This is a genomic window from Flavobacterium sp. FG68 (assembly GCF_057808895.1).
In genome coordinates, this window is sequence record NZ_JBMDIY010000001.1 from 69,219 (window position 1) to 93,556 (window position 24,338).

Genomic DNA, 24,338 nt, shown 5'->3' on the forward strand with positions numbered 1-24,338 from the left:
CTTAAACTTTTATTTTCCTCTCATTTCGATTCTGCTCACAGTAATTCCATCTTTTGTGAAAGTATTACCACCAGAACGAATTAGTAGATAGATTTTACCTGTAGTATCAAATTTTACAACATTTGAAACAGAAGCTGTTCCGTCATTTTTAACACAGCCAACTGAAGAAAGCCTTCCTGTAAAAGCTCCTTTTGCGCAGCCATCCCAAGTGCTCAGACCCATTACTTTGTTATCTTTATATTCGACACCATCTTTAGGTACAGATTTCCCAGCATATACTTCAAACCACGTTTCATCAGATCCACTTGGACAAGAAACAAGCATATCAATTGTATATTCTTTATCTTTTACAACATCAATTGCTTGATAAATTCCTTCTTGTGCCCATCCTCCTGGAGAATGAATTGTTGCAGTTCCCGAATTAAATGACCAAAATGCAGCACCAGTAGCGCTTAATTTTGCTGATGACCATTGAGCTATATCAGCTGCGTTATTAAAGAATCCTCCTCTAACTAAATTAGGTTTAGCAGGATCTGAAGCTGCAACTACAATATCATGAGAAACTTTAGATGTAGCACCTCCAGCAGCAATAGCTGTATGAGTTACAGTATAAGTACCGGCATCTGGTAAAACAACTTCTTCTTCCATTTTACCCATATAAGGTCCATATCCAATATCCCATTTTGATGAAATTACTCCATTTTCCTGAGCAGTTAAAAGATAAGTATTTACTTTTCCCGCAACAGGAGCAATTGTAAAAGCAGCATCAACATTTGTAGCTGTTAAACCGTTATTAGCCGGATCATCATCACAGCCTGTAAGCGAACCTAATGCTATCGCAAGCATTAGGTAAGCACTTCTTTTTAAAATTATACTTAGGTTCATTTTCTTTTTGGTTTTTGGTTAGATAGTTTTTTTTGTTATTCGTAGTTAGGGTTTTGTTTTAATTTAGTCCCTGTTAATTCTACGTAAGGAATTGGGAAAATTTCATCTGTCCCAGCATTGAATCCTCTGTCAGATAAAGCAGTAGCAGCATCACCCCATCTTACTAAGTCGAAGAATCTGTGTCCTTCACCTGCAAGCTCCATTCTTCTTTCATTTTTGATAGCAGCTAATGTTACCGGAATTGAAGCAAGGCCAACTCTCGCTCTTACTGCATCAAGTAAAGCTTGTGCTCTAGCACCTGTAGCACCTAATGCTTCAGCTTCTAATAAATAAGTATCTGCTAATCTGATAACATAAGAGTTTTGTTTGTAGTTCAACTCAGCAGCTCCACCACCCGTACGAACGTCAGTTTTTCTTGGTAAAAATTTGTTCAAGAAATAACCTGTGTCTTGGTAACCTGGAATATAATCAGCTTTACCTGCAGCTTTTAACGCTTTTAAGTCAAAAATAGTTGCGTCAAATCTAGGATCAGTTTTCATTGCATCGTATAGTTTTTGTGTTGGAACACTAAAACTCCATCCAGAAGGAAGGTCTGCTGCATTAGAATTTGCTGGTCTAGAATAACCTCTAGGTCCAACCATTACGTTTAATGAGTTTCCTTCGTCTCTTCCAGACCCCCAGAATCCCCAATCAGAGTTTCCAGCGCTAGTATGAGATACTTCAAGAAGTGATTCTGAATTAAATTTGTTAGCTACAACCCATAAATCACTAAACTTAGCAAGTAATTTATTTCCATATTGGTTAGCTTGTCCTGGTGTACCATTTACTTGAGCAAGAATTGCAGCAGCTTCTGCATTTTTCCCATCATATAAATAAACTTTTCCAAGTAATGCCTGAGCAGCTCCTCTTGTTAAACGACCTGATCCTGTAGCAGCATCTACACTAGTAGGTAAAGCTGGAATAGCTTCCACTAAATCTTTTTCGATTTGAGCATAAACAGCAGTTGGAGCTGATTGCTCAACATTTAACATAGTTGATGTTGTAAGCGGTTCCAAGATTAATGGAATATTCTTAAACATTCTAACTAAGTTGAAATAGTATAATGCTCTTAAAGCTTTAGCTTCACCTGTGAATCTAACTTTTAATGCATCTGACATATTAACTCCAGACATTTTTGATAACAAAACGTTTGCTCTGTAAACACCTTGATAATGATCATTCCAGAAACTTCCAGGAATAATTAATGAAGTTAATGAGTGAGTTGAAAAATTTTGAATTCCCTGACCATCTGAAGCTCCACCACCACCAGCATAGAAATCATCTGAACCGGCATTTAGCATAGCAACCAAGTTTTCAAAACCTCCAGTATTTTTTCTTAATGGATCGTAAACCCCAACAAGAGCAGCAGTAGCTTGCTGTTCGTCTTTGTAGTAACTAGTTGATAGGAAAGATCCCTTTGGGTCAACGCTCACGAAATCTTCTGAACAAGATCCTGCTAAAGCTGCCAAAGCTACAACAGCGTATATATATTTAAATTTATTTTTCATCATTCTTTAATTATTAAAATTGTACGTTCGCTCCAAGCATAAAAGTTCTTGCTTGTGGATAAACACCTCTATCTACACCAAATACCTGACCTCCAATTTCTGGATCATATCCTGTATATTTTGTAATAGTGTATAAGTTCTCACCAGTTAAGTAGAAACGAATTCTGTCTGCCCCAATTTTAGAAGAAAGATCAACTGGAAGAGTATATCCTACCTGAACTATTTTCAAACGAGCATAATCACCGCTTTCTAAATAAAAATCAGACATTTTGCTGAAGTTACCATTACCATCATTATTAGCAAGTCTTGGGTAATCATTTGAAGTTCCTTCTCCTGTCCAACGACCTAATGCTTCTGTTTGATAGTTAGCATTCAAGATATCTAATCTGCGTAATCCTTGGAAGATTTTGCTTCCAGCAGCACCTTGAACGAATGTCATAAAATCAAATCCTTTGTAATCTAAGTTTAATGTTAAACCGAAAGTGTATTTAGGAATACTTGTTCCTAAGAATTGTTTATCTGCATCAGAAATAGATCCGTCACCATTGTTATCAACCCAACGGAAATCCCCTGGTTTTGCATTTGGCTGGATTAAACCACCCGCACCATTTTTATAAGCGTTAATCTCTGCTTGGTTTTGGAAAATACCTGCAGTTTTGTATCCATAGAATTCATTATATGAATGACCAACTTGAGTTCTTGTAACAGGTCCCATAGATTGGAAAGAAGCATCTCCAATAATAAAGTCATTATCTTTTCCTACGTAAGTAATTTCATTTTTCAAGTAAGCCACGTTTCCGTTAACACCTAAATTAAAATCACCAAGTTTTTTCTTCCAACCTAATTCAAATTCAATACCGCTGTTGTTCATATCAGCAACGTTAGCCCATGGCTGCTCAGCAACTCCAACATATCCAGGAATTACAACTGGTCTTAAGATACCTGTTGTTTTCTTTTTGTAGAAATCTAATGTTACTGTGAAATCATTAAATACTCTTGCATCAAGACCAATACTTGCCTGAGAAGTCTCTTCCCATTTCAAATCAGGGTTATCAAGAGTTACGTTAGCATAACCTGTTGTGATTGAACCAGCATTTCCAAAAGAATAGTTATAACCTCCAGATACTAATGAAATATATCTAAAATCAGCAACCTGGTCATTACCTACAATTCCATAACCTCCTCTAAGTTTTAATGAATTTACAGCATTATTTTCTTTCCAGAAACCTTCTTTTGAAACAACCCATCCTAAAGAGAATGATGGGAAAACTCCAAATTTATGATTTTCTCCAAAACGAGTAGATCCATCACGACGAATAACTCCGGTAAAAAGATATTTCTCCATATAATCGTAGTTTATACGACCAAATAAAGAGGTTACTTTGTGTTGAATAAAATCATCTGTAGCACTGTTTCTGTCAGCTTGTGGGATATCAAATTTGAAAGATGCATCTTTATAGCTTGTAACAGGTAAACCAAACATTGTAGCTCCAACGTATCCACCAATATTATCAACATAAGATCCTTGTCCAGCTAAAACGCTTAAGTTATGATCTCCAAATTTGTTAGAGTAAGTAAGAACGTTTTCAATATTCCAGTTGAATGATTTATTGTTATTTTGATAATAACTGTTTTTAAGAACATTCACGTTTGAACTTAAGAAGTATACAGGAGTAAATCCTTGGTCTCCCCAATAAGAAAGTTTACCACCAAGTGTAGATCTAATTTTTAAATGTGGAGTAATAGCAGCTTCTAAATAAGCATTTCCAACGAAATCATCAGACCATCCATATCTTCCTAATCTTGTTTGGATGTATCCAAGTGGGTTTGTCATCTCCTGACCAACTACACTTGAAATTCCATAAGGATTTCCGTTAGCATCACGAACTACAGGGTTTGTAGAATATGGAGCTGAATTTGCAACAGTTGGATCAGTAACTACAAGTGGAGTTAATGGATCTAAGTTGATAGCAGAGCTTAAAGGCCCCCCAAACTCACTGTTTGTATTTCCAATTCCAACAGTCTTTTGTCTTGTATAACCAAAAGTTTGTCCAAATGTGAAATATTTAGAAATCTTGTGAGTAGAGTTTAAACGGAAATTCTTTTTAGTATAATTAGAAATTTCTGTAGCAACAATACCTTCTTGATCCTGAATACCAAATGAAGCATAGAAAGTAGAAAATTCTCCACCACCACTAATACTTAATTCGTGTGTGTATCTGAAAGCACTGTCATTAAAAATAGCATCTTGCCAGTTTGTTCCTTTTCCAAATGCAGCTGGATTAGAGTAAAGAATCCCTCCGCCATCAGCAACTGATTTTTCGTTCATTATTGTAGCATACTCTGTAGCATTCAATAAATCTAATTTTTTTGCTGGAGAAGATACACCAGCAAAACCATTATAGTTTACTGTAATTTTACCTGCCTTGCCTTTTTTAGTAGTAACTAAAATAACCCCTGTTGCAGCACGTGTACCATAGATTGCAGCAGAAGCAGCATCTTTAAGCACCTCGATAGACTCGATGTCTGATTGATTTAGGTAACCAATTCCACCAGCATCAACAACGTTACCGTCAACAACCCAAAGTGGGTTATTTCCACCGTCACCAAACGTTGTAATACCACGTACACGGATTGTAGATCCTGAACCCGGCTGACCTGAACTGGAAGCGATTGTTACACCCGCAACACGACCTTGTAAAGCCTGTTCAACTCTACCATTTGGTACTTTCTCTAAATCTGCAGCTTTTACACTTGAAATTGCACCTGTAACTACTGCTTTCTTTTGAGTACCGTAACCAACTACCACAACCTCATTTAATGTTTGTGATTCTGGTTTTAATTGAATTGTAATTTTTGTTCTTCCGTTTACAGCTTCAGTTACTGTAGTGTATCCTATAAAAGTAACTGTCAAAACTCCGTTTGAAGGTACTTGTATTTGGAATTTCCCATCAAAATCTGATGCGGTCGACTTTGTTGTACCTTTTAGGACAACTGTTGCGCCCGGAACCGGCATTCCACTTTCATCGTTTATCATTCCATTTACTGTGACATCCTGAGCCACAGCTATAACCGAGAATAATAAAGACGAAACACAAAAAATAAGTAATTTTGTTAATTTCATTTTTCTAAAAATTTTGGTTAATTAATTAGTAATTTGATGCAATAATAATGTTATTTTTTTACTATCAACATTTAAATTTCATTACAAAAACACATCAAACTAAAATTTTATACATTACAAAAACACATCATTTTTTTTATAAATATCTAATATAGTGATATTTAAAAACAAAAAATAAGATGTTATGAAAATGTTAATTGAAAAAATAAACACTACAATTATATAAGATTGCTTATTTTTATGAACGAAATGCTTTTCTACAACGTGATAGTACAGAAAAAACATTCTTAAATACCTAAAAACAAACAACTTAGAATCTAAAAAACAAATTAAATCGAATAATTAATGAAATTAACAATATCATATTTTTATATTACTTTTTTTACATTATTCACAATCACCTTTTTTGGGCAGGTTAAAAACATCGGATTACCGGATGTAAGAAATTACAAGCGTAATGAATACAAAGGAGGAACACAAAACTGGAATATTGATCAGGATAAGAATGGAAATTTATATTTCGCCAACAATAATGGTCTTTTACAATTTGACGGTTCTTCATGGAGAAAATATCCGTTGCCAAATTTAACTTCTGTACGATGTTTAAAAATTGACAATTCAGGAAAAATATTTGTGGGAGGTTATAATGAATTTGGATATTTTAAGCCAGATAATAAAGGAAAACTTAAATACACATCACTTTCCAAAAAAGTAGATAAGAATAAAATCAAAATCATTGATTTTATATGGAAAATTCATTCCATCGATAATCAAATTGTTTTTCAATCTTTTGCCAGGGCTTATATCTTTAAAAAAGGAAAATTATCAATATTAAAAGCTCCAAAACGTTTTCAATTCTCGTTTGTAGTAAATAACAAGCTTTATTTTCAAGATGAAGAAAAAGGGATTCTGGAATATAAAAATGGAAAACTTTACGCACTGCCAAACACTACAAGCTTAAATAATACTGAGGTTTGGGCAATGTATTCTATAGGTAAAAACAAAATTTTAATTATTACATTAGAAAAAGGCTTATTTATTTACGAAAATAACACCTTAACACCATGGAATACTGAAGCTAATAATTTTGTAAAACGAAACAATTCACTTGGAGGTGTTCTCATAAACAATAAATTCATTGTTTTAAATTCGGTTTTGGATGGAATTGCTATCTGCGATTTTGACGGTAAGATCATTCAGCATATTAATAGAAAAAAAGGCCTTCAAAACAACACGGTTTTAACTTCGTTTATCGACAACAAAAACAATCTTTGGCTTGGACTGGATAATGGTATTACTTATGTTAACGAAAGTTCTCCTTTTACCTATTTTGGGTTTAGTTATGACATTAGCACCGTTTATGCATCAGTTGTTCATCAGGGCAATTTATATGTTGCAACCAATCAGGGTGTTTTTTATCATGCCTGGAATAATAGTTTTAAAGAAGATGTTTTTAAACTTGTTGAAGGAACAACAGCCCAATCATGGAATGTACAAGTTATCGACGATGAATTAATTTGTGCCAATAACAGAGGGGCATTAATAATTAAAGGGGGAAAAGTTACCAATATTATAGATTCAAAAGGATATTTTGGATTTAAGAAAATCCCAAGTCATCCAGGGTTTTATATTGGCTCCAATTATGACGGATTTGCCATTTTTCAAAAAACAGCAAACGGACTTTCATTTAAAAATCAAGTCGCAGGATTTGATAAATCATCAAATAGTTTTGAGCTGGACCAATCTTATTTATGGCTTAAAAAAGACGAATCTATCTATAAAATGACTTTAAGTGAGGATTTAGCAAGGTTTTCAAGCATCAAAAAAATTGATCACTTAACACCTCAGTTTAAAAACATAGGAAGTATTCAAAAAATTGACGGTAAAATATACTTCCAAACCAATAATCATTTTTATAAATATTCTTCAGAACAGGAAATATTTTATGAAGACAAAAAACTAACCAGTCTTTTTAAAAATATTCCGGTTATAAATGCATTAAGTGAAGATTCACAATCCAATCTTTGGTATGCCTATGATGAGTCATTAGGGGTTTTAATGAAGCAAAACAATAATTATAAAAACATTGTTGCACCATTTTCTAACCTAACCGGTAATTTGGTTACTAATTATCTTTCGGTAAATACGATTGACTCTAAAAATATTTTTATAGGATTAACAGATGGTTTAGCGCATTACGATTCTGAGCTTTTAAACAATTTTGTAACGAAGCCAAAAGCATTCGTTCGCAGCTTTTCATTTCCGGGTGATACAATAATCCTTGGAAACAATCAAAACAAGAGTGAAAACATCCGAATTCCTTATTCGTCTAATCATGTTCGTTTTACTTTTTCTTCTCCAACATACGAGAACCTTGAAAACGTGCAGTTTTCTTATCAATTAGAGCCTTTTGACGAAAAGTGGAGCAACTGGTCAACTATTTCAATTAAGGAGTATACAAACCTTCGTGAAGGCGATTATGTGATGAATGTAAAAGTGCGAAACAGTTATGGAGTTCAATCTGAACCGTCAACAATATCTTTTACTATTTCTCCGCCCTGGTACAGGCACTTTCTGGCTTTTATGCTATATTTTATTCTATTAATAATTGCCATTTATGTAATTTCCAGTCGAATTAAAATGAAAATTAGAAAGAATAAATATTACGAAACTATTGAACAGCGAAGACTTTATCTTGAAAAAGAATCCAGAATTAGACAGGAACAATATGATCTTGAAAAAGAAATCGAAAAATTAAAAAACGATAAACTGCAAATTAAGATTTTAGCAAAAGACAAGGAATTAGTCAACAACTCATTACAAGTAGTAAAAAAGAATAAAATTCTAAACGGAATTATTCATAAATTGAAAGAAATTGATGTCGAAGCATTGGACGACTCCACTAAGTTCCAAGTCAGCAAACTAAACAAGAGCATTGTAAAAGAGGTAAATACAGATAAAAGCTGGAAAGATCTAGAAAAACACATCAAGAATGTTCACTTTGAGTTTTTAAAACGTTTAAAGGAAAAATATCCAACAATTTCACCTCGTGAACTCGATTTATCGACTTATTTATTAATGAATATGTCTACCAAAGAAATTGCCGAAATTATGAATATTTCAACCGGAGGAGTAGAATTAGCCCGTTATCGTTTGAGAAAAAAACTCGGATTAAATAAAAAGGAAAACCTAATTGGTTTTTTAATGAGTATATAAATAAAAGGCCTTCTGTAATAGAAGGCCTTTTTATGTTTAAGAAATATATTCTAAAGTTCTCTCGAGAGCCATTCCTCTCGATCCTTTTATCAAGATAGTATTATCTTTAAATTGAATACTTTTTAGATAATCTGCAAAAGCATCAAAAGTTTCAAAAAATTGAATCGTATCGCTTGAAATTTTATTTTCATAGAATGATTTTCCAATCAAATAACAAAGTGATTCTTTTTGATTCACTAAAGAATCTACAATCAGTTTATGTTCCTGAGGACTTTCTTCTCCCAACTCAAACATATCCCCCAGAATCATAATTTTATTTTCATTCTCTAATTGAAGAAAATTCGCAATTGCAACCGCCATACTACTTGGGTTTGCATTGTAAGCATCCAAAATAATTTGGTTAGAACCTTTATTCAGCAATTGAGATCTGTTATTTTCAGGAATATAATTTTCTATTCCATATTTTATCGAAGTATCTTCTACTTTAAAGTATCTTCCAATTGCTGTAGCGGCATTAATATTATTTGCGTTATAAAGTCCAATTAAATGCGATTCTACTACAAAATCATTATAGTCAATCACCACAAAAGGATTTGCCTTTATGTCTTTAATTTTTAGATCTGCGTTTTCTTTATTTATTCCGAAAGTGAAGGATTTTATGCCATTTGATTTTTCAATTTGAATAGCATCTTCAAGATTAACAAAAGCAATTTTATTGTTTTTTGCTAAGTATTGATACATTTCGCTTTTCCCTTCAATAACACCTTGAACACCTCCAAAACCTTCTAAATGGGCTTTCCCGAAATTAGTTATATAACCAAAATCAGGCTGGGCGATTTCACACAAAAATTCGATTTCTTTTTTGTGATTTGCTCCCATTTCAACAATTCCAATTTCTGTTTCTTTTGTAAAAGAAAGCAATGTTAAAGGAACTCCAATATGATTATTTAAATTCCCAATAGTCGCTTTAGTTTTAAATTTTTGACACAAAACAGCATTTATCAATTCTTTTGTCGTCGTTTTTCCATTACTTCCTGTAAGCGCAATAATAGGCAGTTTTAAATAGGCACGATGAAATTTTGCAAGTTCCTGAAGCGTTTCTAAGCTATTATTTACCAAGATCGTTCTCTCATCAATAAAATAAGATTCGTTGTCAATAACAACATATAAAGCACCTAAATCAAGCGCTTGTTTAGCAAAAGTATTTGCATCAAAATTTTCGCCTTTTATAGCAAAAAACATAGAATCTTTTTCAATTTTTCGAGTATCAATTGAAAGAGACCTGCATTTCAAAAACAAGTTATGAATTTCCTGAATATTCATTTATAACACTTTAAAATTATAAAAATAAAAAAATTCCAAATTCCAAAATCTGAATATTTCAGTATGGAATTTGGAATTTTTTTATTGAGTTTTTTAAACTTTAGTTTCTTGGTGATTTTCTTCTTTCAGTTTTAGCACCTACTCTAGACATTGCACATCTAAATCCAATGTAATCAGTTGCCATATCCTGAGGAAAATATCTTCTTTGAGCTGGATCTAACCAGTAAGCTCTATCTCTCCAAGATCCTCCTTTGTAAACTCTTACTTTATCATCGATTAAAGTAGTACGTTTACTAGAGTTATCATATTTTCTAATCATTTTACCTAAACTATCAACTGTTACGTTATGTTTAGGAGAATTGTACATTGCCTGATCAGGTTTAGGTCCAGACTCAGACTCTCCAAAGTCAAAGAATCTTGAAGATTGTTTATCTCCGTCTCTATAGTTGATGTTATCGCTTGTACTGAAATTTTGTCTTAAGTAAGTTTCTTGTTCATCAACCGGAACCTGAGCAATTTCTCCAGGAAGGTTTCTTGCAATCACTTTACCGTTACTTAAAGTATCGTATTTAATTGAAGCAGTCGAAACAATTTCAATTTTACCATCTTTACCAATTTTGTTTTTAGCATATTGATTTCCTCTGTAGTAGTTAAAATCATTTGCTTCATTATCAATAATAGGTCTGTAAACATCGGCAACCCATTCTGCTACGTTTCCTGCCATATCGTATAATCCGAAATCATTTGCAGCATAGCTTTTTACCTTATTTGTAATATCAGCACCATCATCAGACCAACCAGCAATTCCACCGTAATCACCGTTTCCTTGTTTAAAGTTAGCCAATTGATCACCTTTGTTTTTACGTTTTGCTGAACGAGTATAATCTCCAGACCAAGGATATTTCTTTTGTCCTTTGTAGATGTTATATTCTCTTTGTCCAACATCAGCAGCAGCAGCATATTCCCATTCTGCTTCGGTAGGAAGTCTGTATTCTGGTAAAATTACACCAGAAGAACGTTGTGCATAAACATTATGCTCTTCAGGTACAACACCATCTTTTCCTGCTTTTGGTCTTTTTCCAGCTGGGTTTTTCTTTAAAACTAACTCTTCGTTTCCACCATAAGTAGTAGTTGGAGAAGCCAAGTAAGTTTCTGTATTAAATAAGCTTTCTGCACTAACATCTTGTGTTTTAGCTCCTTTTTTAAGATATCCGTTTTTTTCTAAAACAGCCTCGTTTACACGGTCTGTTCTCCATTTACTAAATTCAACAGCCTGAATCCAGTTAACACCAACTACAGGATAGTCAGCATAAGAAGGATGTCTTAAATAGTTATTAGTCATCGTTTCGTTATAACCTAAACGATTTCTCCAAACTAAAGTATCTGGCGATGCTCCTTCGTAAATATTTTTGTAATTTTCTTCTGTTGGAGGAAAAACTTTTTTCAACCACTCAAGGTACTCTAAGTACATACCATTCGTAACTTCAGTTTCATCCATATAGAATGATTGAACGTGCTGTTGAGTTGGCGTGTTATTCCAATCGTGCATAACATCATCCTGTACTTTACCCATTGTAAACGTACCTCCTTCAACAAAAACTAAACCAGGTCCAGCTTGTTGTTTTTTCCCAGCATTTCTAGCAGCTGTTCCGTTCTGACTATCTACATCCCAGCCTGTTGCTCTAGAAGCGTGACTCGAACTCGATTTTTTGCTACAACTAGCCGTGCCCAACATCAATACCATTGACATCATTAATTGCAAGACTACAATTTTGTTTACTTTCATACTCATTCTTAGGTGATAAATTTAGGTGCTGCAATATAATAATTAACATTTAATTAGCAACATCTGTTCTAATAATTTTATTTAGCTGTTTTTTACCAGAAAATAACCTATAGTTACGAACGCAAAAATATACTTTTTATTATTTACTGTAACATGAAATACTATATTTTTACTTACTAATTTTATTTTAATTAAATTTCGGTTTTTAAGCTAATGAAACAAGCCATAATCCTATACATTTTTCTACTCCCTATCTTATCATTTTCCCAGATAAATGGGAGCTTAACGCTCGATTGGCAGAGTAAAAAAGAGATGAATTACGGCGACAGCAAAATTATTATTCCTTACTTTTCCGGAAACGCTTTTCGCTTCGACATTACAAAAAAAAGCATAACATTATTGCTTAATCTCAATCAGGCAAACGTCGCAAACAATAGTTCTGTAGAAATTACAAATATAAATTTTGAACCTATTTCGAGAACTGATTTAGGAGATTTAGCTATAGAAAACATTCCGAATAAGATAACCGAAACGATAAAAATCACTAATTCGAGAGACACAAAACAAGCATTTCTGTCTCTCTATCCTATTATAAAAGACGGAAATAGCTATAAAAGAATCAGATCATTTTCTTACAATATAAATAATTCTTCTGCAAAAAGCAGCAACTCATCGGTCTTTCAAAAAACTGCGATTATTTCAAATTCTGTTTTAGCTTCTGGAGACTGGTATCGATTTTATGTAGAAAAATCTGGCGTTTATAAAATTACACGGGCATTTTTACAAAGTTTAGGTTTTGATCCAGGAAAAACTGATCCCAGAAGGATTAAAATTTACGGAAATGGCGGAAGAATGGTTCCATTAGCCAACAACTCTTATTATCCGGAAGATTTAACCGAAAATGCCATTCAAATTATCGGCGAAGGCGACGGTACTTTTAACAACGAAGATTATATCTTATTTTATGCCGAAGGTGTGGATAAATGGAACGATGAAAGCCAGACTAATTTAAACTTATACAGTAATAGGTCTTATTATTATGTTACCACATCAGGAAATGATGGAAAAAGAATTGCAAATCTGACTCAGCCAACAGCAAACAGCACTCTGGAACTGAACACGTTTGATGACTATCAATATCACGAAGTTGACCAAACCAATATTGTCCATTTGGGACGTCAATGGCTGGGAGAATCATTCGATATTAATCAGGAACAGGAATTTACTTTTAATTTCCCTAATCTGGATGCGACTGTACCAGTAAAAATTGAATTAAATGCCGCTTCGGCCGCTTTTACGCCAACTTCATTTGTTGTTGCTGCAAACAGACAAAATATCGCAACGCTAAATTTTGCAAGTTTAACAGCAAGTTCAGAAATTAAATATGTAACCAACAAAACTCCTGCAAATACAACATTTACTGGCGCAGAAAGCATAAAAATTAAACTTACCTATAATAATAATGGTGTACCGGGCTCAAAGGGATATTTAGATTACATTAATCTAATTGCAAAAAGAAAGCTTTTAGGAACAGGTAAACAATTTAAATTTCAGTACAATTTAGCCGGTTCAACCGCAGGAATTGTAAATTATACGATTGGAAGTGCTTCAGGAATTTCTCAAATTTGGGACATTACAGACCTATATAATGTATCAAAAGTTGAAAATGCAAATCAAGCCTCTTTTAGTTTTAAAGCCAATCTGGGTGAAATTAGAAATTACATCGCCATTGATCCTGCTGATTATTACACTCCTGTAAAAGAAAGCCAGTCAAAAATTGCCAATCAAAATTTAAAAGGAACACTCTTAAAAAACAATCAAAACAGTTTTCAGGATATTGATTATGCCATTATAACCCCAAGATCTTTAGCATCACAAGCCGAGAGACTGGCTAATTTTCATCGAACTAATTCCAATCTAATTGTAAAAGTTATTTCATTAGAAGATATCTATCAGGAATTTTCATCGGGAAAACAAGACATTGCAGCCATTAGAAATTGTATACGTTATATATATGACAATGCATCTTCTACAGATAAAAGAATAAAATATGTAAACTTATTTGGTGATGCTTCTTATGATTATAAAGACCGCATTTCTAACAACACTAATATTGTACCTATATATCAATCCTTAAGCAGTAACACAACTGGTGAAGCGTCTTTTGCATCTGATGATTTTTTCGGACTTATGGATTCTAATGAAGGAATTGTTGCTTATCCTTTTGGAGGAATTGACATTGCTGTTGGCCGAATGTTAGTATCAGACAATGCGCAAGCACAGGAAATGGTTAATAAAGTTTTAGAATATTACGATACAAAATCATACGGAAACTGGAGAAATAATTTTGTTTTAATCAGTGATGATGCTGATCAAAGTTCTGACGCTTCACTACAATCACGTCAAAATACCTTAGCTGATTTAATTGCTGTTGAAAAACCATTTTTAAATATCGACAAAATATTTTTAGATGCTTATACTCAAGAAGCTTCTGCCGGCGGATCAAGATATCCAAAAGCAAGAACTGATATTTTTAATGCTTTTGAAAAAGGTGCATTAGTCTTTAATTATTTAGGCCATGGAGGTGAAGACGGATTAGCAGGGGAAAGAATCTGGGAAAAATCAGACGGGCAAAACCTGAACAATCAATATAAATATCCTTTATTTATAACCATTACCTGCGAATTTTCACGATTTGACGATCCTACCCGACCAACTGCCGGCGAATATACTTTTTGGAATCCAAAGGGCGGTGCAATTTCGATGCTGACAACAATTCGGACTATCGGACAGTTTAATGCTGAAAATTTCAATGACAGTTTAAGCAAAAATCTGCTTTCATACGGCTCAAATCAATATAATAGTATTGCAGAGTCGCTTCGAATTTCAAAAAATGAAAACCCAAGTTCTTCAAGTAATGTTGTAGTATATATAGGAGATCCGGCTTTGATGTTAGCGATTCCAAAACCGCGAATTAATTTAACGAAAGTAAACGATATTGTGATTTCTCAGCCAATTCCTGACTTTAAATCCTTATCAAAAATCAAAATTACAGGCGAAATTACAGATGAAAACAATGTTCTTTTAAGCAATTATAACGGAGAACTTGCTACAGCTATATTCGATAAAATGATTACGTCTTCGACCTTAAATAATGATGGATATAGCCCTGCAATGTCATTTAAAACCCTTGGAGAAACTATATTTAGAGGGAATGCCTCTATAACCAACGGCCAGTTTGAATTTAGCTTTGTTGTACCAAGAGATATTCGAATTCCTGTAGACAATGGCCGAATTAGTTTTTATGCTAAAAAAAGCCAAGCACTTGAGAATCAATCAGGCTATAATAATGTCATAAAAATTGGAGGAATAAATGAAAATGCACCTCAGGACAATATAAGTCCAAAAGTTAAGTTATATATGAACGATGAAACTTTTGTATCTGGCGGAATTACAAATGCATCGCCCTTTCTTTTAGCGTTTTTAGAAGATGAAAATGGTATAAATACAGCTAGCGGAATTGGTCATGACATCATAGCAGTTCTGGATGGAGACGTAAGCAACCCGTATATTTTGAATGATTATTATCAGACAAAATTAGATGATTACACGAATGGAAATTTACGTTTTCCGTTACGAAATTTATCTGCCGGATTGCATACCATTAGTTTTACGGCATGGGATGTTTATAACAATCCCGTAACAAGCGAAATACAATTTGTTGTGGTTGGTGACGAAGAATTAAAATTGACACACGTGCTCAATTATCCTAATCCTTTTTCAACATACACACAATTTTGGTTTTCACATAACAGGCCATATGAACCTTTAGATGTTCAGGTTCAGGTTATGACAATTACAGGCAAAGTGGTTTGGACAAAAAACCAGATCATTACGACTGAAGGCTTTTTATCAAGGGAAATAACATGGGATGGGAAAGATGATTTTGGCGACCGAATTGGAAAAGGAGTTTACATTTACAAACTGACTGTAAAATCGAACTTAACAAATAAAAAAGCAGAAAAATACGAAAAACTTGTCATTCTATAATATTATATATATTTGTAACATAAATACCATTATTCCCAAAAATGAGAAAAATATCACTTTTATTAATTTGTTTATTAGTAATTTCCTTCGCCAAAGCCCAAAACATTGAACCTATTACAACCGGAGTTCCCTTTTTATTAGTCGCAGCCGATGCAAGAGCGGCCGGTTTAGCAGATCAGGGAGTTGCCACTTCTTCAGATGTTTTTTCACAACAATGGAATCCTGCAAAATATGCTTTCGCAGAAGATGCACAAGGACTTTCAATTAGTTACACCCCGTATTTAACAGATCTTGCCAACGATATTTCGCTTGGTCAATTAACCTATTACAACAAAATCAACGATAAAAGTGCTTTTGGAGCAAGTTTTCGTTATTTTGGTTTTGGAGGAATTGAACTAAGAGAAACCGGAGACCCAAATGAAGCTACCCGAGAAGTAAGCCCTAATGAATTTGCATTAGACGGATCCTACTCTCTAAAATTGAGCGAGACTTTCTCGATGGCAGTTGCGGGTAGATATATCAGATCAAATTTAAAAATCCCTTCCGGTGAAGTTGACGCTTCGGCAGCAAGTTCATTTGCTGTAGATGTAGCTGGTTTTTATCAATCAGAAGAAATTGCATACAGCGATTTTAACGGAAGATGGAGAGCAGGTTTCAACGTTCAAAACTTAGGTCCAAAAATCAGTTATGATAATGATGACTTAAGTTCAAACTTTTTACCAGCTAATTTAAGATTAGGAGGAGGTTTTGATTTTATTTTAGATGATTATAATAAAGTTAGTGTTAGTGCTGAATTTACTAAACTATTAGTTCCAACTCCTCCGGGACCAGGAACACCTTTTGATGCAAACGGAGACGGTGATTTTACAGATCCGGATGATATTTCTCAAACAGAAGCAAACGCAATTAGTTATAACAAATACAAAGATACTGGCTGGGTAGAAGGAATTTTCAAATCATTTGGAGATGCTCCGGGAGGTTTTAGCGAAGAAGTTAAAGAAATAACATATAGCGCAGCAGCAGAATATATGTATCAGGATTCGTTTGCAATGCGATTAGGGTATTATCACGAAAGCCCTGAAAAAGGTGCAAGACAATTCTTCTCTTTAGGAGCAGGTTTTAAATACAATATTATAAAAGTTGATGTTTCGTACTTATTTTCGGCATCAAAAGTTAAAAATCCTTTAGAAAACACACTTCGTTTCTCTTTAACTTTTAACTTTGGCGACAAATACGAAGTTTATTAAACAAACGATATAAAAAACAATTACAATCCAAATTTCTAACTTTTTAGGAATTTGGATTTTTTTTCCCATAAAAACAATGAAAGAAATTAGCATTACATCGTCGTTCACTATTTACGATAACATCAATGAGCTTTCTCAAGATGTACAAGATTTAATGAATCAGGCCATCAAAATTCGTAAAAAAGCCTACGCTCCTTACTCGCAATTTAGAGTTGGAGCGGCCTTACTTCTTGATAATGGTAAAATAATTTTGGGATCTAATCAGGAAAACGCCGCATATCCGTCAGGATTATGTGCAGAAAGAACAGCAATTTTTTATGCCGGAAGCGCATATCCCGAAGCCAAAATTTTAAAAATGGCAATTACTGCCGCTTCAGATACAAATCAAACTCAGGCTCCAATTCCACCGTGCGGTTCTTGCCGTCAGTCGATTGCAGAATATGAAATCAAGCAGGACACCCCTATTGAAATTTATTTTATGGGCGAAATTGGCGAAGTTTACAAATCGGCATCCCTAAAAAATCTGCTCCCTTTTATGTTTGATAAAAAGTTCTTGTAAAAAAAAGCCAAAAAAGACCTTTTAAATTTTAGTTCTTAAACGGAATGTCTTATTTTTGCATCCCGACCTTTCGGGCGCAAATTTGTGGGAGGAAACTATTTTGCGTTACAGGCAACAATTGATAACACAAACAACTTTAGCAAAAGAAAGAATTCAGATGAAAGAAGTTACAAAAGAGGTATATTTAAAGTGGTACGAAGACATGCTGCTTTGGAGAAAGTTTGAAGACAAACTTGCAGCATTATACATTCAACAAAAAGTTAGAGGTTTTTTACACCTATATAATGGTCAGGAAGCTGTATTAGCGGGCGCTCTGCACGCTATGGACCTGACTAAAGACAAAATGATTACTGCATACAGAAATCACGTTCAGCCTATTGGTATGGGGGTTGATCCTAGAAACGTAATGGCAGAACTTTTAGGAAAAGTTACCGGAACTTCTAAAGGTATGGGAGGTTCAATGCACATCTTTTCTAAAGAACACCGTTTTTACGGAGGTCACGGAATCGTTGGTGGTCAAATTCCTGTTGGTGCAGGTTTAGCTTTCGCTGATAAGTATTTCAATACTGGCGGAGTTACTATGACTTACTTTGGTGACGGAGCTGCGAGACAAGGTTCTTTACACGAAGCTTTCAACATGGCTATGTTATGGAAATTACCAGTTGTATTTATCGTTGAAAACAACGGTTATGCAATGGGAACTTCTGTAGAAAGAACTGCAAACCACACTGATATCTGGAAATTAGGTTTAGGTTATGAAATGCCTTGCGGACCTGTTGACGGAATGAACCCAGTAAAAGTTGCTGAAGCAATGCACGAAGCTATCGAAAGAGCACGTCGCGGAGACGGACCAACTTTTCTTGAAATGAAAACGTACCGTTACAGAGGACACTCTATGTCTGATGCACAATTATACCGTTCTAAAGAAGAGGTAGAAGAGTACAAAAAAATTGACCCAATTACGCAGGTTCTTGATGTAATTTTGGATCAAAAATATGCTACAGAAGAAGAAATTGAAGTAATTGACCAAAGAGTTAAAGACTTAGTTGAGGAATGTCAGAAATTTGCTGAAGAATCTCCATACCCAGACTTACAACAATTATACGATGTAGTATACGCACAAGAAGACTATCCATTTACACCTCATAAACTATAACATCATGGCGATTAAAGTAACAATGCCTCGTTTGAGCGATACTATGACGGAAGGAACGGTAGCGACTTGGTTAAAAAAAGTAGGCGACAAAATTAGCGAAGGAGATATCTTAGCTGAAATTGAAACAGACAAAGCAACAATGGAGTTCGAATCTTTTAACGAAGGAACTCTTTTACATATTGGAATTCAAGCTGGAGAAACTGCTCCGGTTGATTCATTATTAGCAATCATTGGTAAAGAAGGAGAAGATATTTCTGCTCTTTTAGCTGGTGGTGATGCTCCTGCTGCTGAAGCCCCAAAAGCGGACGCTCCTGCTGCAGAAGCAAAAACAGAAACTGCTGCTCCTGCAAAAGCTGCAGCTGAATTACCTAAAGGTGTTGTAGTAGTAACTATGCCACGTTTGAGTGATACTATGACGGAAGGTACAGTAGCAACTTGGTTGAAAAAAGTGGGTGATACTGTAGCTGAAGGTGATATTTTAGCAGAAATTGAAACAGACAAAGCTACAATGGAGTTTGAGTCTTTCAATGCTGGAACATTATTATACATCGGAATTCAAGAAGGAAACACTGCTCCAGTTGACAGCTTATTAGCTATCATTGGGCCAGCTGGAACTGATATTTCTGGAATTGCTGACAACTATACTGCCGGAGGCGCTGCAAGTGCTCCTGCTGCAGAAGAAACAAAAGCAGCTCCTGCTGCTGAAAAAGCACAAGAAGCTGCTGTGGCTGACAACTCTAACGGAGGAAGAATTTTAGCTTCACCTTTAGCCAAGAAAATTGCTTCTGATAAAGGAATTCAATTGAACCAAGTTAAAGGTTCTGGAGAAAACGGACGTATCGTAAAAAGCGATATCGAGAACTTTACTCCATCTGCACAAGCACAAACTACTGCTTCAGCACCAGCTGCTAAAGAAGAAGCTTCTGCTCCTGCTGCTGCGAAAATATTTGTTCCTGCCGGAGAAGTTTATACAGAAGAGATCAAAAATTCTCAAATGCGTAAAATCATCGCAAAACGTCTTGCTGAATCATTATTTACTGCACCTCACTACAACTTAGTGATCGAAGTAAGCATGGACGAAGCAATGGGTGCAAGAGCAACAATCAATACTGTTCCGGATACAAAAGTATCTTTCAACGATATGGTAATTAAAGCTTGTGCTTTAGCATTGAAAAAACATCCAAAAATCAACTCTCAGTGGAAAGAAGATGCAATCATCATCAACCACCACGTAAATATTGGTGTTGCTGTAGCAGTTGAAGACGGATTAGTAGTTCCTGTATTGAAATTTACAGATGCTATGAGTTTATCTCAAATTGGCGCTGCTGTAAGGGATCTTGCAGGAAGAGCTAAAAACAAAAAACTTGGACCACAAGAAATGGAAGGAAGTACTTTTACAGTATCTAACCTTGGAATGTTTGGTATTACTGAATTCAATTCAATTATCAACCAGCCAAACTCTGCAATCCTTTCTGTAGGTGCAATTGTTGAGAAACCAGTAGTTAAAAACGGTCAAATCGTAGTTGGAAACACAATGATGTTATCATTAGCTTGCGACCATAGAACAATTGACGGTGCAACTGGCGCTCAGTTCTTACAAACATTAAAACAATACATCGAAAGCCCAGTTACAATGCTGGCGTAATTAGCTGTTAATTTTATAATTAAATCCCGTTTTGTTTATTCAAAACGGGATTTTTTGTTTAATTTTCATCCTCAAAATTCAATACTTCATAATATGAAAAAACTAACCTTTCTAATCTTGTTTCTTACAGCAATAGCCTGCCAGAAAAAAGATCAAACAGAAAAACCAACCAGCGTTGTTGATGAACACAGTTATTCTAAACCAGAACTTGCTGTAGTTAAACACCTTGATCTTGACATCAAAGTTGATTTTGATACACAGACAATTTCAGGAAAGGCTTCGTGGACAATTGACAACATCAGCAAAGGAAACGAGATTATTTTCGACGAAAACACACTAAACATTACCAAAGTAACTTTAGGTGACGACGAAAAAGAAACCAAATTTGAACTTGGAAAAGATGTCGAATTTCACGGAAAACCTCTTCACATTACGATTGAACCAAATACAACCAAAGTAAACATCTATTACAGCACAACTAAAGATGCTGTTGCATTACAATGGCTTTTACCGGCACAAACTGCAGATAAAAAGAAACCTTTCCTTTTCTCTCAGGGAGAAAGCGTTTGGTCAAGAACCTGGATTCCATGTCAGGATTCACCGGGAATTCGTTTTACCTATAATGCAAAAGTTACGGTTCCTAAAGATTTATTAGCCGTAATGAGCGCTGTAAATCCGCAGAAGAAAAATGATACGGGAGTCTATACTTTTAAACAAGACAAAGCAATTCCATCTTATTTAATGGCAATTGCCGTTGGAGATATTGAATTTCAGGCAATCGACAACAGAACCGGAGTTTACGCAGAGCCATCAATGCTGAAAAAATCGGCTTGGGAATTTGCTGAACTTGGTAAAATGGTTGTCGCAGCCGAAAAACTTTACGGCCCATACCGTTGGGGACGTTACGATGTTTTGGTTTTACCTCCAAGTTTCCCTTACGGAGGAATGGAAAATCCAAACCTAACTTTCTTAACTCCGGGCGTTATCGCCGGAGATCGTTCATTAACTAGTTTATTAGCACACGAATTAGGTCACAGCTGGAGCGGAAATTTAGTTACAAACGCAACCTGGGATGATATTTGGTTAAACGAAGGTTTTACAACTTATGTAGAGCACCGCATTGGAGAAGCTATTTTCGGAAAGAAAGAATTTGAAATGCAAAATGTTATCACAAACAAAGAATTAGTTGATAATGTAGCGGAATATGGAGAAACAAGTCCAGACACAAGACTTAAAGTTTCGCTGACAGGAAGAAATCCTGACGACGGAATCAGCCAAATTCCCTATGTAAAAGGATATGCATTTTTAAGAGTTATCGAAAATGCTGTTGGACGCGACAAATTCGATCCGTTCATTAAGAATTATTTCGATTCACATGCTTTCAAATCAATTACTACAGAAGATTTCGTAAAATATTTAAACGAAAACCTTATCAAAGGTGACAAAGCATTAGCTGATAAAATCAAATTAGACGACTGGATTTACAAACCGGGAATTCCATCAAATATTCTTCCGGTAAGTTCTGTGGATTTTGATGCTATTGATAAAATTCAAAAAAGCTGGAGAGAAACTGGTGTTGCAGGTTTAAGCAAAAAAATTACAACTACAGCAGAAAAACAGCATTTTATAGATCATCTTCCGGCTGATATTACAGCTAAAGAAATGGAAGCAATTGACAATGAATTCAACTTTACAAAAGGCGGAAATTTCATCATCAAACGCCAATGGTTTGTTCAGGCACTAATTCACCAATACAAACCTGCTTATCCTGCAATTGAACAATTTTTAATTGGAATCAGCAGAACAGGTTCTGTAATGATGCTTTATAAAGAAATGGTTAAAACGCCAGAAGGAAAAGTTTGGGCAAATCAAATTTTTGAAAAAGCAAAATCTAGTTATCATGCAACAACTATTCAGGCTGTTGAAGGTATTTTGAAATAAAATATCCCGTAGGGATTATATATCGGTAGAAAAAAATGCCATCGTTTCTATTGTCCCGTAAGGGACTACACATTATAACGGATTGGTTTAGTCCCTCACGGGACAAATGACCCTAATGCATAATATTCTTTTTCTACCGATATGTAATCCCTTCGGGATAAATCATAATTATTTAAATCCCCAATTACGGATGTAATTGGGGATTTTTTTATTCAAAAAACTACCTAGGGAAAATTGTCCACCACATAGCGTAAATTCTCCATGTTCTAAAATCTGTAATCGTCGCACCTTTGTAATGTCAAAAAACAACAACTAATAAATAACATAAAAAATTAAATAAAATGACACGATTAATAGCATTAAACCCAGACGAAGTAACAGGAAAAACTAAAGATTTATTCAACGCAGTACAATCAAAATTAGGCGTAGTTCCAAACATGATGAGAACAATGGGAAATTCTCCGGCAGTTTTGGAAGGATATTTAAATTTTAGCGGCGCATTAAGCCTCGGAAAATTAAGTGCAAAAACAGGTGAATTAATCGCCTTAGCAGTTTCAGAAAGCAATTCATGTGATTACTGTGTAGCAGCTCACACTTTTATTGGTGGAAAACTATTAAAAACAGACGCACAAGTTTTACAAGACGCAAGAAAAGGAAATTCAGCAGATGCTAAAACAGAAGCTATTTTACAATTGGCCAAAACCTTAATCAGCAAAAACGGATTAGTAAGTGATGAAGATGTAAATAAAGCTAAAACCGCAGGAGTTTCTGATGCTGAAATTGCAGAAACTGTAGCACACGTAGCTTTGAACGTTTTAACAAACTATTTCAACAATACTGCCAATACACAAATCGATTTCCCAGAAGTTTCAAGCCTATAATTTCAAAAGAATTCAAACAAAAAACAATTTATAAAGATAGTTGTGAATTCAATTCATGACTATCTTTATATTTCAAAAAACCACAGCAAATCATGAGTCAGAATGTTTTCACTTTAATTAATCCGCAAAATGGAAATTTAGCTTTTAAACTACTGCCATTTGATGACAACAGCCATTTTGATCATTTACAGCGAAATAATTTTTTCTCATTAATTTGGGTTACCAAAGGAAAAGGCAAAGTAAAAGCCGATTTTGCCGAACATCAATTTGAAGAAAACTCACTCCTCGCCTTTTCGCCTTATCAGCCTTTTATGCTTTGCGTAAACGAACCAATTGAAGGAATTGCGATTCATTTTCACCCTGATTTTTTCTGCATACATATGCATCAAAAAGAAGTTTCCTGCAACGGCGTTTTATTCAACAATGTTTACCAGCCGCCTTACACGAAAATTTCAGAACAAGCAGCGCAGACTTTTGCAATGGTTTTAGACCAAATGAAAACTGAAATTCAAAATGCAGAATTAGCACAATACGAATTACTCATTTCGTATTTAAAAATCTTTTTGATAACAGCTTCCCGATTAAAAACGGAACAATTAGAAGAAATAAAATCAGTTCCGGATTCAAAAGAACCCGTTATTCTTCAAAATTTAAAAGATGCTATTGAACTCAATTTCAAAACCAAACATTCGGCGGGAAATTATGCCGATTTATTGAATATTTCGCCTAAAGCATTAGCAAAATTATCCAAGAATTATTTCAACAAAACCTTAACCGATTTAATTGCTGAGAGAATCATTATTGAAGCCAAAAGAGAGTTATACATGACCAATAAAACGGTAAAAGAAATCGCTTATGAATTGGGTTATGACGATGAACATTATTTCAGTCGATTCTTTAAAACAAACGCCGATGTTTCGCCGCAAATTTATCGTGAAACGGTAGGTTTTGGAAAAATGGAAGCTTAGTTCAGAGTCG

General features: G+C 34.6%; 14 protein-coding genes. 9 read left to right on the plus strand and 5 right to left on the minus strand.

All coding sequences use genetic code 11. The features are described from left to right. Positions 1-9: 9 nt before the first annotated feature. From ACODSB_RS00370 to ACODSB_RS00380, 3 genes are read right to left on the minus strand one after another with little or no spacing between them, the layout of a single operon-like run. Entirely contained in the window at positions 10-885 is an 876-nt protein-coding gene (locus ACODSB_RS00370; protein ID WP_180856323.1) for a hypothetical protein, read from the minus strand. A gap of 35 nt (positions 886-920) precedes the next feature. Beyond that, positions 921-2,435 carry a RagB/SusD family nutrient uptake outer membrane protein gene (locus ACODSB_RS00375; RefSeq protein ID WP_056207999.1) on the minus strand — a complete coding sequence of 505 codons (1,515 nt, stop codon included), beginning with the start codon at positions 2,433-2,435 and terminating at the stop codon, positions 921-923. A gap of 10 nt (positions 2,436-2,445) precedes the next feature. After that, on the minus strand, positions 2,446-5,556 hold the full coding sequence (locus ACODSB_RS00380; RefSeq protein ID WP_256636859.1) for a SusC/RagA family TonB-linked outer membrane protein: 3,111 nt from the start codon (positions 5,554-5,556) through the stop codon (positions 2,446-2,448). A 345-nt stretch (positions 5,557-5,901) separates the two neighbouring features. Here ACODSB_RS00380 and ACODSB_RS00385 point away from each other — a divergent pair, with 345 nt between their 5' ends. Further along, entirely contained in the window at positions 5,902-8,772 is a 2,871-nt protein-coding gene (locus tag ACODSB_RS00385; protein ID WP_488935606.1) for a triple tyrosine motif-containing protein, read from the plus strand. A 36-nt stretch (positions 8,773-8,808) separates the two neighbouring features. On the opposite strand, the gene ACODSB_RS00390 is transcribed toward ACODSB_RS00385, so the two are convergent. Together ACODSB_RS00390 and gldJ are read right to left on the minus strand one after the other, a co-directional pair. Next, on the minus strand, positions 8,809-10,095 hold the full coding sequence (locus tag ACODSB_RS00390; RefSeq protein ID WP_488935607.1) for a UDP-N-acetylmuramoyl-tripeptide--D-alanyl-D-alanine ligase: 1,287 nt from the start codon (positions 10,093-10,095) through the stop codon (positions 8,809-8,811). 100 nt (positions 10,096-10,195) lie between these two features. After that, the gene (gldJ, locus tag ACODSB_RS00395) at positions 10,196-11,881 is read right to left on the minus strand and encodes a gliding motility lipoprotein GldJ (protein ID WP_180856381.1); all 1,686 of its coding nucleotides are present in this window, start codon (positions 11,879-11,881) and stop codon (positions 10,196-10,198) included. 213 nt (positions 11,882-12,094) lie between these two features. Between gldJ and porU the strand changes: the two genes are divergently transcribed. From porU to ACODSB_RS00435, 8 genes are all read left to right on the plus strand, one after another. Further along, entirely contained in the window at positions 12,095-15,931 is a 3,837-nt protein-coding gene (gene porU / locus ACODSB_RS00400; RefSeq protein WP_488935608.1) for a type IX secretion system sortase PorU, read from the plus strand. 41 nt (positions 15,932-15,972) lie between these two features. Continuing rightward, positions 15,973-17,178, plus strand: coding sequence for a type IX secretion system outer membrane channel protein PorV (porV, locus tag ACODSB_RS00405; RefSeq protein ID WP_256636855.1), 1,206 nt, complete (start codon positions 15,973-15,975; stop codon positions 17,176-17,178). Between the two features lie 76 nt (positions 17,179-17,254). Continuing rightward, the gene (gene cdd / locus ACODSB_RS00410; RefSeq protein WP_488935609.1) at positions 17,255-17,737 is read left to right on the plus strand and encodes a cytidine deaminase; all 483 of its coding nucleotides are present in this window, start codon (positions 17,255-17,257) and stop codon (positions 17,735-17,737) included. A 157-nt stretch (positions 17,738-17,894) separates the two neighbouring features. Continuing rightward, positions 17,895-18,893 carry a pyruvate dehydrogenase (acetyl-transferring) E1 component subunit alpha gene (gene pdhA / locus ACODSB_RS00415; protein ID WP_053472631.1) on the plus strand — a complete coding sequence of 333 codons (999 nt, stop codon included), beginning with the start codon at positions 17,895-17,897 and terminating at the stop codon, positions 18,891-18,893. Between the two features lie 4 nt (positions 18,894-18,897). Further along, entirely contained in the window at positions 18,898-20,538 is a 1,641-nt protein-coding gene (locus tag ACODSB_RS00420) for a dihydrolipoamide acetyltransferase family protein (protein ID WP_488935610.1), read from the plus strand. A gap of 93 nt (positions 20,539-20,631) precedes the next feature. Then, the gene (locus ACODSB_RS00425; RefSeq protein ID WP_488935611.1) at positions 20,632-22,479 is read left to right on the plus strand and encodes a hydrolase/aminopeptidase; all 1,848 of its coding nucleotides are present in this window, start codon (positions 20,632-20,634) and stop codon (positions 22,477-22,479) included. Between the two features lie 341 nt (positions 22,480-22,820). After that, complete coding sequence (locus ACODSB_RS00430; RefSeq protein WP_488935612.1) at positions 22,821-23,360, plus strand: carboxymuconolactone decarboxylase family protein; 540 nt, start codon at positions 22,821-22,823, stop codon at positions 23,358-23,360. A 92-nt stretch (positions 23,361-23,452) separates the two neighbouring features. Continuing rightward, positions 23,453-24,328: a helix-turn-helix domain-containing protein gene (locus ACODSB_RS00435; RefSeq protein ID WP_488935613.1), complete on the plus strand. Its 876-nt coding sequence runs from the start codon at positions 23,453-23,455 to the stop codon at positions 24,326-24,328. The last annotated feature ends 10 nt before the right edge of the window (positions 24,329-24,338 follow it).